Source organism: Ralstonia sp. 25C (assembly GCF_051904805.1).
Lineage (GTDB): Bacteria > Pseudomonadota > Gammaproteobacteria > Burkholderiales > Burkholderiaceae > Ralstonia.
In genome coordinates this window covers 197,661-212,741 of record NZ_CP196737.1, presented here as the reverse complement: position 1 = coordinate 212,741, position 15,081 = coordinate 197,661, and the positions used below count along the sequence as shown (strand labels likewise).

At 64.2% G+C, this 15,081-nt stretch carries 14 protein-coding genes; 5 read left to right on the top strand and 9 right to left on the bottom strand.

Annotation, left to right across the window (positions count from 1 at the left end):
• Nucleotide 1 precedes the first annotated feature (1 nt).
• The gene (gene pbpC, locus ACS7SF_RS00955) at nucleotides 2-2,383 is read left to right on the top strand and encodes a penicillin-binding protein 1C (RefSeq protein ID WP_439891278.1); all 2,382 of its coding nucleotides are present in this window, start codon (nucleotides 2-4) and stop codon (nucleotides 2,381-2,383) included.
• A 93-nt stretch (nucleotides 2,384-2,476) separates the two neighbouring features.
• Here pbpC and ACS7SF_RS00950 read toward each other — a convergent pair whose 3' ends face one another.
• The 5 genes from ACS7SF_RS00950 to ACS7SF_RS00930 all read right to left on the bottom strand — a co-directional run bounded on the left by ACS7SF_RS00950 (nucleotide 2,477) and on the right by ACS7SF_RS00930 (nucleotide 5,899).
• A complete protein-coding gene (locus ACS7SF_RS00950; RefSeq protein ID WP_439891277.1) occupies nucleotides 2,477-2,800 on the bottom strand; it encodes a hypothetical protein in 324 nt (107 codons plus the stop codon).
• Between the two features lie 164 nt (nucleotides 2,801-2,964).
• Entirely contained in the window at nucleotides 2,965-3,423 is a 459-nt protein-coding gene (locus ACS7SF_RS00945) for a DUF3828 domain-containing protein (RefSeq protein WP_439891276.1), read from the bottom strand.
• An 8-nt stretch (nucleotides 3,424-3,431) separates the two neighbouring features.
• Nucleotides 3,432-3,806 (bottom strand): NlpC/P60 family protein, encoded by a 375-nt coding sequence (locus ACS7SF_RS00940; protein ID WP_439891275.1) that lies wholly within the window; start codon nucleotides 3,804-3,806, stop codon nucleotides 3,432-3,434.
• Nucleotides 3,807-3,964: 158 nt separating this feature from the next.
• The gene (locus ACS7SF_RS00935) at nucleotides 3,965-4,642 is read right to left on the bottom strand and encodes a Vgb family protein (RefSeq protein ID WP_439891274.1); all 678 of its coding nucleotides are present in this window, start codon (nucleotides 4,640-4,642) and stop codon (nucleotides 3,965-3,967) included.
• Nucleotides 4,643-4,678: 36 nt separating this feature from the next.
• Nucleotides 4,679-5,899: a helix-turn-helix domain-containing protein gene (locus ACS7SF_RS00930; protein WP_439891273.1), complete on the bottom strand. Its 1,221-nt coding sequence runs from the start codon at nucleotides 5,897-5,899 to the stop codon at nucleotides 4,679-4,681.
• A 94-nt stretch (nucleotides 5,900-5,993) separates the two neighbouring features.
• Between ACS7SF_RS00930 and ACS7SF_RS00925 the strand changes: the two genes are divergently transcribed.
• Nucleotides 5,994-6,764: a DUF899 domain-containing protein gene (locus ACS7SF_RS00925; protein WP_439891272.1), complete on the top strand. Its 771-nt coding sequence runs from the start codon at nucleotides 5,994-5,996 to the stop codon at nucleotides 6,762-6,764.
• A complete protein-coding gene (locus ACS7SF_RS00920) occupies nucleotides 6,739-7,536 on the top strand; it encodes a DUF2182 domain-containing protein (RefSeq protein WP_439891271.1) in 798 nt (265 codons plus the stop codon). Before ACS7SF_RS00925 ends, ACS7SF_RS00920 begins: the two co-directional genes overlap by 26 nt.
• Here ACS7SF_RS00920 and ACS7SF_RS00915 read toward each other — a convergent pair.
• From ACS7SF_RS00915 to ACS7SF_RS00900, 4 genes are all read right to left on the bottom strand, one after another.
• Nucleotides 7,529-9,058 carry a UxaA family hydrolase gene (locus tag ACS7SF_RS00915; RefSeq protein WP_439891270.1) on the bottom strand — a complete coding sequence of 510 codons (1,530 nt, stop codon included), beginning with the start codon at nucleotides 9,056-9,058 and terminating at the stop codon, nucleotides 7,529-7,531. The two genes, ACS7SF_RS00920 and ACS7SF_RS00915, sit on opposite strands and share 8 nt — an antisense overlap.
• Nucleotides 9,059-9,072: 14 nt before the next feature.
• Nucleotides 9,073-10,200, bottom strand: coding sequence for a mannitol dehydrogenase family protein (locus tag ACS7SF_RS00910; RefSeq protein ID WP_439891269.1), 1,128 nt, complete (start codon nucleotides 10,198-10,200; stop codon nucleotides 9,073-9,075).
• 4 nt (nucleotides 10,201-10,204) lie between these two features.
• Entirely contained in the window at nucleotides 10,205-11,212 is a 1,008-nt protein-coding gene (locus ACS7SF_RS00905) for a zinc-binding alcohol dehydrogenase family protein (protein WP_439891268.1), read from the bottom strand.
• A 321-nt stretch (nucleotides 11,213-11,533) separates the two neighbouring features.
• A complete protein-coding gene (locus ACS7SF_RS00900; RefSeq protein ID WP_439891267.1) occupies nucleotides 11,534-12,241 on the bottom strand; it encodes a FadR/GntR family transcriptional regulator in 708 nt (235 codons plus the stop codon).
• A 246-nt stretch (nucleotides 12,242-12,487) separates the two neighbouring features.
• Here ACS7SF_RS00900 and ACS7SF_RS00895 point away from each other — a divergent pair, with 246 nt between their 5' ends.
• Together ACS7SF_RS00895 and ACS7SF_RS00890 are read left to right on the top strand one after the other, a co-directional pair.
• A complete protein-coding gene (locus tag ACS7SF_RS00895) occupies nucleotides 12,488-14,035 on the top strand; it encodes a sugar ABC transporter ATP-binding protein (protein WP_439891266.1) in 1,548 nt (515 codons plus the stop codon).
• Nucleotides 14,028-15,059, top strand: a complete 1,032-nt coding sequence (locus ACS7SF_RS00890) for an ABC transporter permease (RefSeq protein ID WP_439891265.1) — start codon at nucleotides 14,028-14,030, stop codon at nucleotides 15,057-15,059. Before ACS7SF_RS00895 ends, ACS7SF_RS00890 begins: the two co-directional genes overlap by 8 nt.
• The last annotated feature ends 22 nt before the right edge of the window (nucleotides 15,060-15,081 follow it).

Here is a 15,081-nt window from a genome sequence, read left to right as displayed (position 1 = left end):
CGTGTTGCGTGCCTTGGTTAGCTGGGTGGTCCGTTGGCAGAACTGGCTTGTGGGGGCGCTGCTGATTGTGGTGGCGCTGGTCACATGCCGGCTCTGGCCGCATCCACCGCTGCGCGACTGGAAACCTTCGTCAATTGCGGTGCTAGACGATCAGGGGCGGCTTTTGCGGCTCGCGCTCGCCAAGGATGACCGCTACCGGCTATGGGTGCCCCTCGATGAAATGTCGCCCCAGTTGGTCGAGGCAGTGCTCTTGCATGAAGACCGCTGGTTCCATTGGCACGCGGGCTTCAACCCCTATGGGCTTGCTCGCGGAGCCTGGGTGACCTACGTGCGGGGTGGCAGTCCCCAGGGCGGCTCCACCATCACGATGCAGCTCGCGCGCTCCCTGTGGCAGATCAACACGCGCACGCCGCTCGGAAAGCTCAGGCAGGTGGCGCGCGCTGTGCAACTGGAGCTTTTTTATTCCAAACGGCAGATTCTCGAGGCCTACCTGAACGATGCGCCATATGGCCGCAATGTGGAGGGAGCCGGGACGGCCAGCCTCGTTTACTTCGACAAACCTGTCGCCAAGCTGACCTTGCCGGAGGCGCTGGCGCTGGCCGTGATTCCGCAGGATCCGGTGCGCCGGTTGCGCGGTCTGCCAGAGCAGGATCAGATCAATCGGCAGCTCACCGCTGCGCGCAACCGGCTGTATGCGCGCTGGCTTCGGGGTCACCCACAAGACGCGGCATTGCAACCGGTCTTTGCACTACCGTTCGCACTGCGACCGTTGATGGCCTTGCCGTTCGAGGCGCCGCATGCTGCTGACCAGATTCTCGCGGCGCGCCGCACACAAGGCGACTGGAACGGCGCTGACAACCGCGATGCGCGTGTCGTGACGACCATCGATCTGGACTTGCAGCATGTACTGGAACGCCAGATCAACCGCTACGTGGCACGCAATACGGGGCGCGGCATCCGCAATGTCGCCGCGCTGCTTGTGGATACGCGGGACATGGGGGTTAAGGCACTGGTCGGGTCGGCCAATTTTTTCGACCGAACGATACAAGGCCAGGTCAACGGGACGCTGGCGCGCCGTTCGCCAGGCTCAACGCTCAAGCCGTTCATCTATGGACTGGGTTTCGATCAGGGCGTGTTGCATCCGCAGACCGTGCTGCGCGATGTGCCCACCTCGTTCGGGCCGTACTCGCCGGAAAATTTCGACGGACACTTTCTCGGCCCCATTACGGCAACGGATGCGCTGAACCGTAGCCGCAACATTCCGGCGCTGTGGGTGGCGTCAAAGCTGCGCGACCCTGATCTCTATCAGTTGCTGCAGCGGGCGGGCGTGAGCCGGCTGGCAAGCCCGCAGCACTATGGCCTTGCACTGGTGCTGGGCGGTGGGGAGGTGACCATGCAGGATATGGCCGGCCTCTATGCCATGTTGGCGAACGGCGGTGTCTTTAGACAGCTTCGCTTGCGAGCCGATGCTCCGACCGTGCCGGGCACACGGCTGTTGAGTGCCGAGGCCAGCTTCATGGTCACGGATATGCTCCGCCAGCATTTGCGTCCGGACGAAACCAGTGGGGCCCAACCTTCGCGCTTACCCGTGTACTGGAAAACCGGCACGTCGTGGGCATTTCGTGATGCGTGGACGGCGGGCGGATTCGGCCCGTACGTGTTGGTCGTGTGGGTGGGCAATTTCGACAACACCGGCAATGCCGCGTTTGTTGGGGTCAACGCGGCAGCGCCACTCTTTTTCCAGATGGTCGATGCGTTGCAGGCTGAGCGGCCGCACATGGCAGAGCCGGCGCGACGCGCTCCCCCAAACCTTAAGCGCGTGCAAGTCTGCCTGGCCAGCGGCGACTTGCCTAACCAGTGGTGTCCGCAAACGGGCTCGACGTGGTTCATCCCCGGGGTATCGCCGATTCGGGTGAGCAGCGTGCATCGGCCCGTGGTCATTGACGACGCAACCGGACAGGTGGCCTGCCCGCCGTATGCCGGCAAGCGTACCCACGCGGAGATCTATGAGTTTTGGCCGACCGATCTCCAGCAGGTGTTTGCGCAGGCGGGTATCCCGCGCCGTAAGCCGCCACAGAACCCAGCATGCACTGCCGCGAGGGACGTGGAGGGTGACCCGCCGCAGATCACTTCGCCGGTGCGCGGCAGTGTGTATGCGGTACGCGTCAAACAGTCTTCTGATACGCGGATCGCCTTTAGCGCCACGGCAGATGCCAGCGCGCATGCGCTGTACTGGTTCGTCAACGATGCTTTTGTTGGCAAGACCGCAGCCGGCGAGACCTTGTTCTGGCAGCCGTCCGCGGCGGGCGAGTACAACGTGCGGGTGGTCGACGATCACAGCCGAAACGATCAGCGGCGGCTCCAGATGCAACTTGTCGACTAGCTTTTGAAGCGGCATGAGTGATTCGCATTTGCCAGTACAGGAAAGCCCGCATCGTCGCGGGCGTCTCCATGACCGTGTGCAAGGCGCTCGTCATCAGGGCGTCAGAACCAGCCGGTTGGCAGTGGACTGACTGTTGAACGCGATGGCAGGGGGATCGCCTTGAATGGTGTGGCGGGCGTACTCCAGCGCGGCGAGGGCGGTGCCCGCCGCTTGGCTGAGACCACGCGTGCGGATTAACTCGCGGGCGTAGTCGTCGCGGTCGAGCACGTTGAGCATGGCGTCGATGTAGCGGAGTGCATCGGCGTCGTTCGTTGCGTTGTTGTAAAGGTTGACCCGGCCAGCCAGGCCAAAGGCGTGGTCTAGGCTGATGAAGGCTTGGTTGTTTGCAACTTGCGAAATATCGATGATCGGTCTCATGGGCTCTCCAGGTGAGGGTGCTGCCTGGAAAGCGTAGGTCGATGACGATCCTGTCCGAATAGGGAAGACGTTATGGACGAAGGCATGGGCCACCTTGCATAAAAAAGCCCGCATTGCTGCGGGCTTCCTTGCGTGTCCGGTGGCCTTGGCCGCTAGTCACTGCTTCATTGAAAATCCTGCGTATCCTCAACCTTCGTAATCTTCCACCCATCCCCCTGCTTGCGCAGGAAGACCAGCACGCTGATCTTGTCCTTCGAGCCGAAGGTGACCGGCACCACGGCAACGTCTTCCAGCAAGATGGGCGCGCGGGCCACGGTGTGCTCGGACCAGTCCTTCTCGTCGTAGTCCTGCACCTTGGTGAAGTAATCAACGTCGCCCGGCAGTTCGTTGCGGCGGTAGGCTTCGCGCAGGCGGTCTACGGTGTCTTTCGATACGTAGGTGGTGATGCCGCTATCCGTGAGCGGGTAGACCGACTTGGCCTGCAGCTTGAGGTACCAAGCGTAGAAAGCCTTGGTATTGGCTTCCGGCGTGGCGGCCTTGCCTTGGGCCATGGCGGTGTGCGCCCCCAGCATGCCGATCGCGAGCGCCATCCATGCCAGCATTCTGAAAAATCGGTTCTTCATGGCGGGCCTCAATCGTCGTGGCGATAGATGCGATAGGCGGGCTTGGCCGTACGATAAGCCGGGCCCGGATAGAAGCCCTGCGGCCCAGCGTTCTGCGTGAAATCCGACACCCACACCGTGCCGTTATAGATGGCCATGTGTCCGGATGGATGGCCGGGCGCCGGTTGGATCACCACCACATCGCCTTTACGGGCGGGCGTCTGGATGACCTGGAAGCCGGCCTCTTCGAGGACGGGGCCGTAGTCTTTGGCGTAGTGCGTGCGGCCGAGTTCTGCGCCGCCCCATTCCAGGGCTTTGCGGACGTACTTGGCGCAGTTGCCGGTGCTGTTCGGCTGTGCGTGGCTGTCGGCGTAGTTGGCCGCGCGGTTTCCATCGTAGGGCATCGTGTCTCTCCTGAAAGACGATTGCGAGCGCGGCCATCGTACAAGGAGAGCTTGCGCGAAATGTTATGGGGTTTTCAAACAAGCGCGCCCGCTGCAAAGAAAAAGCCCGCGTGGCGGCGGGCTGTGTCTGCGTGCGCTGTTTTGGGGCCTCGACTGGGTCATTCAGCGCTGGGATTTGCCGGTGTTTTTGCGGCCTTTGCGGCCTTTTCGGGCCGACGCACCGCGCGGATCTTGCCGGTGCCGCCGCCACCACAGAAGAACTGATCCGCCCCGTCGGATTCCAGCCCGGACACCCCCACGCCCGGCGGCATGTCAATCAGCTCCAGGACTTCGCCGGTGCGTGGGTCGATGTGGCGTAGTTCGCCCGTATCGCCTTCCCATGTGCCATGCCAGAGCTCACCGTCGACCCAGGTCACGCCGGTGACAAAGCGGTTCGATTCAATGGTGCGCAGGATGGCGCCAGTTTCCGGGTCGATCTGGTGGATTTTGCGCTCGCGATACTGGCCGACCCACAGCGTCCCCTCGGCCCAGGCGAGGCCGGAGTCGCCCCCGGCACCCGGCGCGGGAATCGAGCCCAGCACCTTGCCCGTTTGCGGATCAATCTTGTGGATGCGGTCTTCGGCGATCTGGAACAAGTGCTGCCCGTCGAACGCGGTGCCGGCATGGGCCGGTACGTCGATGGAGCGCAAGGCTTTGCCGCTGGCAGGGTCGAGTTCAACCAGCGCGTCGCCACCGGCAAACCAGACATGCTGGCCGTCGTAGGTGACGCCGCCGACGTTGTTGGCATCGGGGAAGGGGCCGTATTCGCGCACGATGTCTGCGGCGGATCGTTTCATGGGGTGTCCTGCGGATTCGGTTGTGGAGCTTCCATGCTAGTCGCTGGGTAGCGGAGCAGGGAGTAACAAGGTGGTCGCGAATCCGGGAACCGGCGGCGTCAACCAGCGGCGGGCGCGCCCCCGGCCGAACGATTGCACTTTCCCCGATGCCGCCAACGCATCGAGCGCGCGCTGCACGGTCCGCTGGCTGGCGCCCAACGCAAGTGCCAAGGCCGAGCTGGACCACGACTCTCCATCCGCCAAGCAGGCGAGCACCGCGGCGTACGGCTCGTCCACTGGTTGTGCCAGCACGACGACGTCGCGCGCATCATGCGGCGCAAGCGTAAAGCCTTGCCGAGTGGCCTGGATGCCGGCGAGCCCTGTCAGCGCTGTGCGCAATCGGCCAATCTCGACACGCAGGCGCACGCGGTGCGTGTCGTCGGCATGCCGGGTGCGGAATGCCTGGGCGATCAAGGTATCTCTCGAGACATCCGCCGGCCAGGCCTGCGCCAGCAGCCGCGCCAGCGTGAACAACACCGGGCGCGTCGCAAGCGACACCGCCGTATCCGTACGACGCACGGCCAGGCGGCACGCATCGACCACCAGCGTATCGGACGCGAATAGGGCCTCCACGTCAGCAAGCCGCAAGACACGCTCTTCGCCGTGCGCGATCAACCGTGCAGTTGGCGCATGCAAGGCGAGGGCGGCGCGCTCGACTTCCGCGGTCAAGGTCGGGATACCGGCTTCGCGCGCGGCATGAGCAGCGTTGGTCAGTGCCTGCTGGGCAGCGGCAGTTTGCAGCCGGCGCATGGCAATGCCTGCGATGACCAGCGCATGCGCCGCGCGCAGCGGTGCCGGCAAGCGCGCCGGTGTCAGCGCCGCCAATGCACGTTCGGCATCGTCCAGTCGCCCAATGAGCAGCTGTTTGCGGATCTCCAGATACCGCGCATGGGCGGCGTTGATGTGATCGCCGTGCGCTTCAAGCGTGGCGCGTGCCGTGTCCAGTGTCTTGGCTGGCCAGCTCAGATCACGCGAGGCGAGGGCGATTTCGGCTTCCGCGACGACACAGCGGGCGCGTGCCAGCGCTTCTTTTGCGCCGAATGCACGGGCGGCGCGGCGCAACAAAAACTTGGCGCGGGCGAGGTCACCAAGCTGCGCCATGGCGATGCCGCGTAGCGCGAGTGCCGGTGCATCGTCGCGCAGGGCGACGCGGTTCAGCGCCCCAAATGGGTCACCAGCCGCGAGTGCGCGCGCGGCCGCCGTGATCAGTGAATCCATCGGAATCCCGCCACACTTGTCACTCCCGCCGTTTGAGGTCGGCGCCTAATCTAGCACGACCGATCCCCTGAAATTGACCCAAACGGAGGCAAACATGAGTGCAGTGCACCCCATCGGAACCCGCGACGCCTGGCTGGCGGAACGGCTGGAATTGCTCAAGGCAGAAAAGGAACTCACCCGCCGCAGCGACGAGCTGGCACGCCGCCGCCAGGCGCTGCCGTGGGTCCGCGTCGACAAGCACTATCGCTTCGACACCGAGAACGGCAGTGCGTCGCTGGCCGATCTGTTTGGCGGGCGCTCGCAGTTGCTGGTCTATCACTTCATGTTCGGCCCCGACTACAAGGCGGGCTGCCCGTCGTGCTCGATGATTGCCGACGGTTTTGACGGCTTCGTCACGCATCTGGCCAACCACGATGTCACGCTGATGGCGGTGTCGCGTGGGCCGCTGGCGAAGCTGCTGGAGTATCGCAAGCGCATGGGGTGGTCCTTCCCGTGGGCGTCGTCAGTGGGCAGCGATTTCAACTACGACTTCAACGTCTCCATCACGGAAGACCAGCAGCGCGCAGGCAGCGCCGACTACAACTACGTGCGCGGCAGCCACGTGATGGACGCGTCGGATCTGCCCGAACCCGTGCAGCAGTTCGCGAGCATGTGCGGCACCGACGCGCCCACCTATGTGCGTGACCGGCCCGGCATGAGCGCGTTCGTGCTGGAAGACGGCGTCGTGTATCACACGTACTCCACCTACGCACGTGGGCTGGATGGTTTGTGGGGCGCGTATCAATGGCTCGATCGTGCACCGCTGGGCCGCAACGAAACCGGTGTCTGGTGGCGTCGCCATGACGAGTACGCCCAGCAGCGTTGAGTTGCCGCGCGGGCATGCAGCGTCCGAGCGCGGCTTTCTTGCCGCCTTGGCGCTGCTGTTCATCGTCAGCGCGGTGGCGACGGTGGCGTGGAGCGGCTCCATGCCCGCCATGAGCGCGATGCCCATGGGCTGGATGCCGATGTGCGGTCAGACATGGTGGTCATTCGCCACCTCGTTCATCGGCATGTGGGTGGTGATGATGGTGGCGATGATGTTGCCGTCCTTGCTCCCGATGCTGCTGCGTTACCGCGCGCAGATGCGTGCCACGGGCATCGCCAACATGGGAACGCGGACGGCGTTGGCCGCGACCGGGTACTTCGCGATCTGGGCAGCGATCGGTGTCGTGGTCTTCGCGCTGAGTGTTGGGCTGGCTGCAGCGGAAACGACATGGCCCGTGCTGTTGCGTGCTGCGCCTACGGCAACAGGCGTCATCGTTTTTTCGGCGGGTGCGCTGCAGTGCAGTGTGTGGAAGACCCGTCAGCTTGCACGTTGCCGGGAGACGCCACAGTTGGGCCGCACCTCTCGCATCAAGGTGGGCGCGGCGTGGCACTGCGGTTTGCGTATGGGGATGCGCTGCGTGCGTTCCTGCCTGTGCCTGACGGCAATCCTTCTGATGATGGGTGCCATGGACTTGCGCGCCATGGCTGCTGTGTCTGCGGCGATTACTTGGGAGCGCCTCGCCCCGCATGGCGAGGTTGTGGCGCGCGGCATTGGCGCGATTGCCATCGCGGGCGGGTTGCTCCTGATGCTGCGTAGCGCTGTCCCTACATGACGGCGCCAAGCTGCCAAGGCACGAACTCGTTGTCGCCCAGGCCATTGAGTTCGCTCTTGGTGCGGGTGCCGGATGCGGTGTCCAACATCAGCCGGAACAGCGCTTCGCCGGCTTGCGCGATGCTGAGGTGGCCATCGACGATGCCGCCGCAGTCGTAGTCCATGTCGAGCTCCATGTGCCGGAAGAGCGCGCTGTTGGTGGCGAGCTTTAACGACGGCACCGGTTTGCAGCCATAGGTGGAACCACGGCCGGTGGTGAAGCAGATCAGGTTGGCGCCGCCCGCCACTTGGCCGGTGGCGGAGACGGGGTCGTAGCCGGGCGTGTCCATGAAGACGAGGCCGTGCGCCTGCACCGGCTGGGCATACTCATAGACCGCCATGAGCCCGCTGCTGCCGCCCTTGGCAACCGCGCCGAGGGATTTTTCGAGGATGGTCGTCACACCGCCGGCCTTGTTGCCGGGCGAGGGGTTGTTGTTCATGTCGGCGCCCAGCGTGCGGGTGTAGTGCTCCCACCAGGCCAGTCGGGCCATCAACGCATCGGCAACAGCGGGTGTGGCGGCACGTGCGGTCAACAAGTGTTCAGCGCCGTAGATCTCGGGCGTTTCAGAGAGCACTGCCGTGCCGCCGTGGCGTACCAGCAAATCGACCGCCGCGCCCAGCGCGGGGTTGGCGCTGATGCCGGAGTAGCCGTCTGACCCGCCGCATTGCAGGCCCACGGTCAGGTGGCTTGCCGGGACAGTGCTGCGTTGCGCCTGATTGGCAATCGGCAGCATGTCGCGCAGCATGGCCAGGCCCGCCGCAATGGCCTCGCGTGTGCCGCCTTCTTCCTGGATCGTCAGCGAAGCGAACAAGCCCGGCGTGCGCGCCCCCAGCATCTGCACGAGCGGCGCCACCTGGTTGACTTCGCAACCGAGGCCGACAATCAGCACGCCGGCAAAATTGGGATGGTCGGCATGGCCGCGCAGCGTGCGCTGCAGTAGCGCAAGCCCCTCGCCGTTGCCGGCCATGCCGCAGCCACTGCCGTGCGTGATGGCGACCACGCCATCGACATTGGGGAACGCCGCCGCTTCCACCTGTGCCGCTTGCACGATATGCCGGCACACGGTGGCTGAGCAGTTCACGCTGGCAATGACGCCGATGAAATTGCGTGTGCCGACCCGGCCATCCGCGCGCACGTAGCCTTCGAACGTGGCCGGTGCATCCACGGGCACGGTGGCGCGGTAGGCGTGGCCCACGGTGTGCTCGGCGGCGGAATCGGCCATGCCGACGTTGTGCACGTGGACGTGCTCGCCCGCACGGATGGGGGCCGTTGCCACACCAATGATCTGCCCGTACTTGTGCACTGGCTGCCCGGATGCGATGTCGCGCACGGCAATCTTGTGGCCGGCGGGAATGGCAGCAAGGGCGGTCAGCGTGGGCAGCGTGATCGATGGTGCGTCGAGTTTCGCGCCGGCTTCCAGTGCAACGCGTGCAACAGCCACGTCGTCATCAGGCGCCAGGAGGATGAGTGAAGCGTCGGACATGGTGCTCTGCAGGTTCAATTGGGATGGGCAAGCGCCGCGTTCAACCGCGGCTGTGCGATGTGCAGGCCCAGCTGTCGCGCTAGCGTGACGATGGGGGCCAGGCGCCGCTGCTTTTTCTGCGCGTGGTTTTGCGCGATGTCTGCCAGGCGGTGGGCGAGGTAAGGGTTCTGTAACCGCTCTCGCAGCGAGACGAGATAGGCCAGGGCGGCGTCGTGCTTGCCCAGGGCGGTGAACACGGGGACGATCTCGTCGCGCCACAGGGCTTCCAGTTCGGGCCGCAGATGCGCGTGCTCCATGGCTTGCGCGACAGTCAGATTGGTAGGAAGCGCAGCTTCGCGCCAGCGCTCGGCCAGGAACGTATGGCCGGCGTTCAGCAGAAAGAGCTTGAGTCGCTCGTGGTGGTCGAGCTCATCCGTCAGCACGATGGCCGGGTGCGTGCACGGCAGCACGAGCCCAAGCTGGCGTTCGATGGCCCACAGCGCATACGGTTCGGCCACGGCGCCCACAGGGTGCAGCGCTTCAGAGACGATGCGATCCACCAGCGAGTTCGCCCACACGCAATGCGTGCGCAGCCAGTCGACGAATGCGGAGGGCAGCGCCCATTGCTCGGCGAGTGCGCAGACGGTGGCGCACAGCGTGTCGCCGTTACGCTCGACCAGTTCGCAGGGAAACAGCGACAAGGGCGCATGAGGGTTGCGTAGCCAACGGCCATGCAGCAGCACCACCAGCTTGGCGGGAAAGCTGCGGGGCACCTGCGATGGCGCTTGCAGCAAAGAGGCATCATCGCGCGCGTCGAGTTGGTAGCCCTGGTCGGCCGTGTTGGACACCACGACCTGCACGTGTTTCGCCATCAGCTCGCACAGCTGTTGCCAATCCGTATCGGCTTGCAACGCCCGCTGCACGGCGCGGCACGTCACGGTGTGGTCGACGGGTGCGCTATCTTGCAGGCCGCGAATGCGCACCGGATACCCAGCACCGCTCGCAAGCGCCTTGACCCGCGCGGTGCTTGCGGGGTTGGCGGTGGTCTGCACCACGGTGATGCCGCCTAGCGCGTGGCCCGCGTCCAGTGCTTCCGAGACGAACAGGTCGACGTGCGCCTGCAGGAAACGGCTGGTGCCGAACTGGAGGATCGGCGTGGTCATGCGCTCAACACTCCACGATGGCTTTCACCACGCCGGCGGCCGGATCGAGCAGCGTCTTGAAGCGCTCGGGCACATCGGCCAACGGCATGCGGTGGGTGTTGAGCGCGGCAGGAATCTGGCCCGCGCGCATGGCGTCTAGCACGGTTTCGAAATCTTCCGTGGTGGCGTTGCGGCTGGCGAGCAGGGTGGTCTCGCGCTTGTGGAATTCAGGGTCGGAAAACGAGAGATTGGCCGCCACCACTGAGATCAACACATACGTGCCGGCATGCGCTACGAAGCGTAAGCCGCGCTCCATCGCTTTCGGGTTCCCGGTGGCATCGAACACGACGTCGAAGAACTCGTTGCCCGTGAGCGCGGCGAGTTGCGCTTCGTCTGTGTCGCCTAGCGCAACGCAGGCATCCACGCCGAGTTGCTCAGCCGCAAAGGCGAGGCGGTCCGCGCGTGAATCCAGCGCAGTCACAGTCGCACCGCGCAGCTTGGCAAAGATCATGGCCGCCATGCCGATGGGGCCCGCGCCGACCACCAGGACGCGCTGCCCAGCCTTCACCTGCGCACGACGCACCGCATGCGCACCAATGGCGAGAAATTCCACCATCGCGGCCTGATCCAGACTCACGCCCTCCGCTTTATGCACGAAGGCTTGCGGCACGCTCAGGTACTCGGTGAAGGCCCCGTCACGATGCACGCCTAACACCTGGATGTTGACGCAGCAGTTCGTGCGGCCCTGGCGGCAGGCGACACAGTGCCCGCACGATAGGTAAGGCATCACATAGACGACGTCGCCCTTGGCGAGCGCGCTGTCGGCCGGTGCCTGCTCAACGATGCCTGATAGCTCATGCCCCATCACGCGCGGATAGCTCAGGTAGGGCTGGTTGCCCGTGAAGATGTGCAGGTCGGTGCCGCACACGCCCACGCGTTTGACGCGCAGCAGCACCTCGCCGTCGGCAGGAGCGGGGACGGGTCGGTCGAGCGCGCGCAGGGTGCCCGGGGTTTCGCAGATGACCGTCAGCATGAGGTGGCCCCGACAAGAGAGGCGCCGCTGGTCTTTGCGTATTCGAGCTGCTGAGAGAGGCGGGCATGCGCACGCGGCAAATGCAAACGGTGAGTCACCTTGCGGGTCTCCTTGATTGATCGGGGGGACAGGGTGATCTGCACGCGTGCCAGCGCAAGCGGCCACGCTAAATTGGCCTGTCCATTTGGTCAGGCCAATTTAACATCTTGACGGGAAATTCTTGATGGGGGAAACCCTGATGCTAGAAATCCCTTGTTTCCAAGGGTGCGGAGGCAGTGCGGTTTCTTATTTGGTCAGGCCGATTTGGGCGAGGTGCGGGTGTCAGGGTGCGTTGTCTTGCTGAATGGCACCCGCAATCCAGCGCTCTTCCGATGCGCGCAGGTGCGCCCGCATGGCGGTTTGCGCGGCAATCGGGTCGCCCGCCTGCAGCGCCCGCAGGATCTCTTCATGTTCGCGCACGGCCGCATGCCAGCTCGATTCGCCTTCTGCGTGGTCGCGGATGGCAGCCGCAATCGGGTCGTGGCGGCTATCGAACAACTCGGCCACGAAGCGGCTCAGCACCGAATTGCCGGCGGTTTCTGCGATGAGCATGTGGAACTGGCGGTCTGCATCGGTGGGGGACTTGCCTGCCTGGGCGAGCCGGCGCATGCGGTCGACGGTGCGCTGCAGCTTGTCGAGCGTGGCCGCCGTCAGCCGGCCGGTAGCCAGCGTGACGACATCGCCTTCAAGAATGGCGCGGGCCTGCATCAGCTCCGAAGGGCTTTCGCCCAGCGACGGAATGGCGGCGCTTTCGCTTGCTGCGCTCGCGTCTTGCACGTACACGCCGGAACCCATGCGGATCTCGACTTGACCGCCAATCTCCAGTGCAATCAGGGCCTCGCGCAGCGACGGGCGGGACACGCCCAGCGTTTGCGCCAGTTCGCGCTCCGGAGGCAGGCGCGTGCCCGGAGCGAGTTTTTCCTGCTGGATCAGCGCGAGGATCTGTGCGGCCACAGATTGGTAAAGCCGCTTGGGCTCAGTCTGCTTCATTTTTGTGTGAATTTGGTGCGGGCTCGGCCCTGCGTGTGTGCGCGTCGAGTCTAGCATGCGCGCTGCAAGGCTTTGTCTAGACTAGTGTCGCTGGTATTTCAGGGTTTGCACTAGTGGTCAGGCTAGTATGTTATGAACGATATTGGCCTGACCAAAAAATGACGAGCATGATCGGACTGCGCTGAACTGGACTTACCAGTGGGTCAAGCGGAAGATCGGAGCCTCGCAAGACAACGGAGACCACGGATGACCCCTGCTGAGGCCGTGCCCGCGCACGCTGGCAGCGCCAGACTGTCGATGCCGCAAGAGATCCTGCGATTGCAGCGCATCGGCAAACGCTTTCCCGGCGTGGTTGCGCTGGATGGCGTGGATCTGGATCTGCGTGCGGGCGAAGTCCATGCCATCTGTGGCGAGAACGGTGCCGGCAAATCCACGCTGATGAAGATCATCAGCGGCCAGTACACGGCAGACGATGGCGCCGTCTCGTATCGGGGCGAGGCGGTGCGGTTCACCTCCACCGCCGAGGCGCAGGCAGCCGGTATTGCGATCATCCACCAGGAGCTGAATCTCGTGCCGCACCTGTCGGTGGCGGAGAACATCTTCCTGGCGCGCGAGCCCAAGCGCGGCCCGTTCATCGACTACCGCAAGCTCAACACCAACGCGCGCAGCTATCTGCAGCGGATCGGCCTGGCGGTTGAGCCTACGACGCTGGTGAGCGCGCTCTCCATCGCGCAGCAACAGATGGTGGAGATCGCCAAGGCGCTGTCGCTCAACGCGCGTGTGCTGATCATGGACGAGCCCACGTCTTCGCTCACGGAATCCGAAACCGTTCAGCTGTTTCGCATCATCAAAGAGTTGCGCGCAGATGGCGTGGCGATTCTGTATATCTCGCATCGGCTCGATGAGATGGCGGAGATCGTGGACCGCGTCACCGTGCTGCGCGACGGCCGCCATATCGCCACGAGTGATTTTGCTGCCACCAACATCAACGAGATCGTCGCGCGGATGGTGGGCCGTTCGCTTGACGACGTGTTTCCCGCGCGCCAATCGGTGCCGACCGACGAGGTCTTGCTGCGCGTGAACGCACTGAGCCGCGCAGGCGTTTTTGGGCCCGTGTCGTTCGAGCTGCGCAAGGGCGAGATTCTCGGTTTTGCCGGCTTGATGGGCGCAGGTCGCACGGAGGTGGCGCGGGCGATCTTCGGCGCCGAGCGGCTCGACTCCGGATCGATCATGCTGGGTGATACACCGGTGACGATCCGCTCGCCGCGCGAGGCGATCCGGCAGGGCATCGCCTATTTGTCGGAAGACCGAAAGAAGGACGGTCTGGCGTTGTCCATGCCCGTGGCCGTGAATATCACGCTGGCCAATGTGCGGGCGATTTCGTCGCACGGCTTCCTGCGCTTTTCCGAAGAGACTGCTGTGGCCCAGCGCTACGTGCGCGAGCTGAATATCCGCACGCCGTCGGTGGGGCAGACCGTGCGCAATCTCTCGGGTGGCAATCAGCAGAAGATCGTGATCGGCAAATGGCTGTATCGCGGTTCGCGCATCCTGTTTTTTGACGAGCCGACACGCGGCATCGACGTGGGTGCGAAGTACGCCATCTACGGGTTGATGGATCAACTGGCGGCGGACGGCGTGGGTGTGGTGCTGATCAGCTCGGAGCTGCCGGAGCTGCTGGGCATGACCGATCGCATCGCCGTTTTTCATGAAGGCCGGATCACCGCCGTCCTGGAAACGCGGAACACGAACCAGGAAGAGATTCTGCATTACGCATCAGGACGAACCCATGCTTGAAATGACATCCGATCAGCCGCAGGCCGTGAAAACGCAGCGCAAGCAACACCACCGTGACTTGATCCAAAAGTTTGCAGCGCTGGGCAGCCTGGTGGCGCTTGTGATTGCATTTGCTTCAACCAGTGCGGCGTTCCTCTCCGTCGGTAACTTCATGACCGTCGCGCTGCAGGTCACGTCGATTGCCTACCTGGGCGTGGCGGCCACGTGCGTGATCATCACGGGTGGCATCGACCTGTCGGTGGGGTCGGTGCTGGCGCTCTCGGGCGTGGTCGCGGCGTTGCTCGTGAAGATGGGCGTGCCGGTTCCCATTGCCATGCTGGCCGGCGTGCTGGTCGGCGCCATCTGCGGGTGGGTCAACGGCATCTGCATCACGAAGATGGGCCTGCCGCCGTTTATCGCCACGCTGGGCATGATGCTGGTGGCACGCGGCCTGGCCCTGCAGATTACGGGTGCCCGGCCGGTGTCGGGTCTTGGCGACGCCTTTGGCGAACTCGGCAACGGCGCGCTGTTCCGTATCTCGCACATCGGGGCAGATGGCTTTCCCGATACGGTCTTCCCCGGCATTCCTTACCCGGTGGTGATCATGCTGGCGCTCTTCATCGCCGTCTCTGTGCTGCTCGCACGCACCTCGCTTGGTCGGCACATCTACGCAGTCGGCTCGAATGCCGAAGCGGCACGTTTGTCCGGCGTGAACGTGCAGGGCGTGAAGCTGTTCACGTATGTGCTCTCGGGCCTGCTGGCAGGGATGACCGGCTGCGTGCTGATGTCTCGCCTGGTAACGGCACAACCGAATGAGGGCGTGATGTACGAGCTCGACGCGATTGCCAGTGCCGTCATCGGCGGGACGTCGTTGATGGGCGGTGTCGGAACGGTCTCGGGCACGGCCATTGGCGCGTTCGTGATCGGCGTGTTGCGCAACGGGCTCAACATGAACGGCGTATCCAGTTTCATCCAGCAGATCATCATCGGCGTGGTCATCCTTGGCACCGTCTGGATCGATCAGCTCAGAAACCGCAAGTTGTGAATCGAGCAGTTCAAACCAAAAC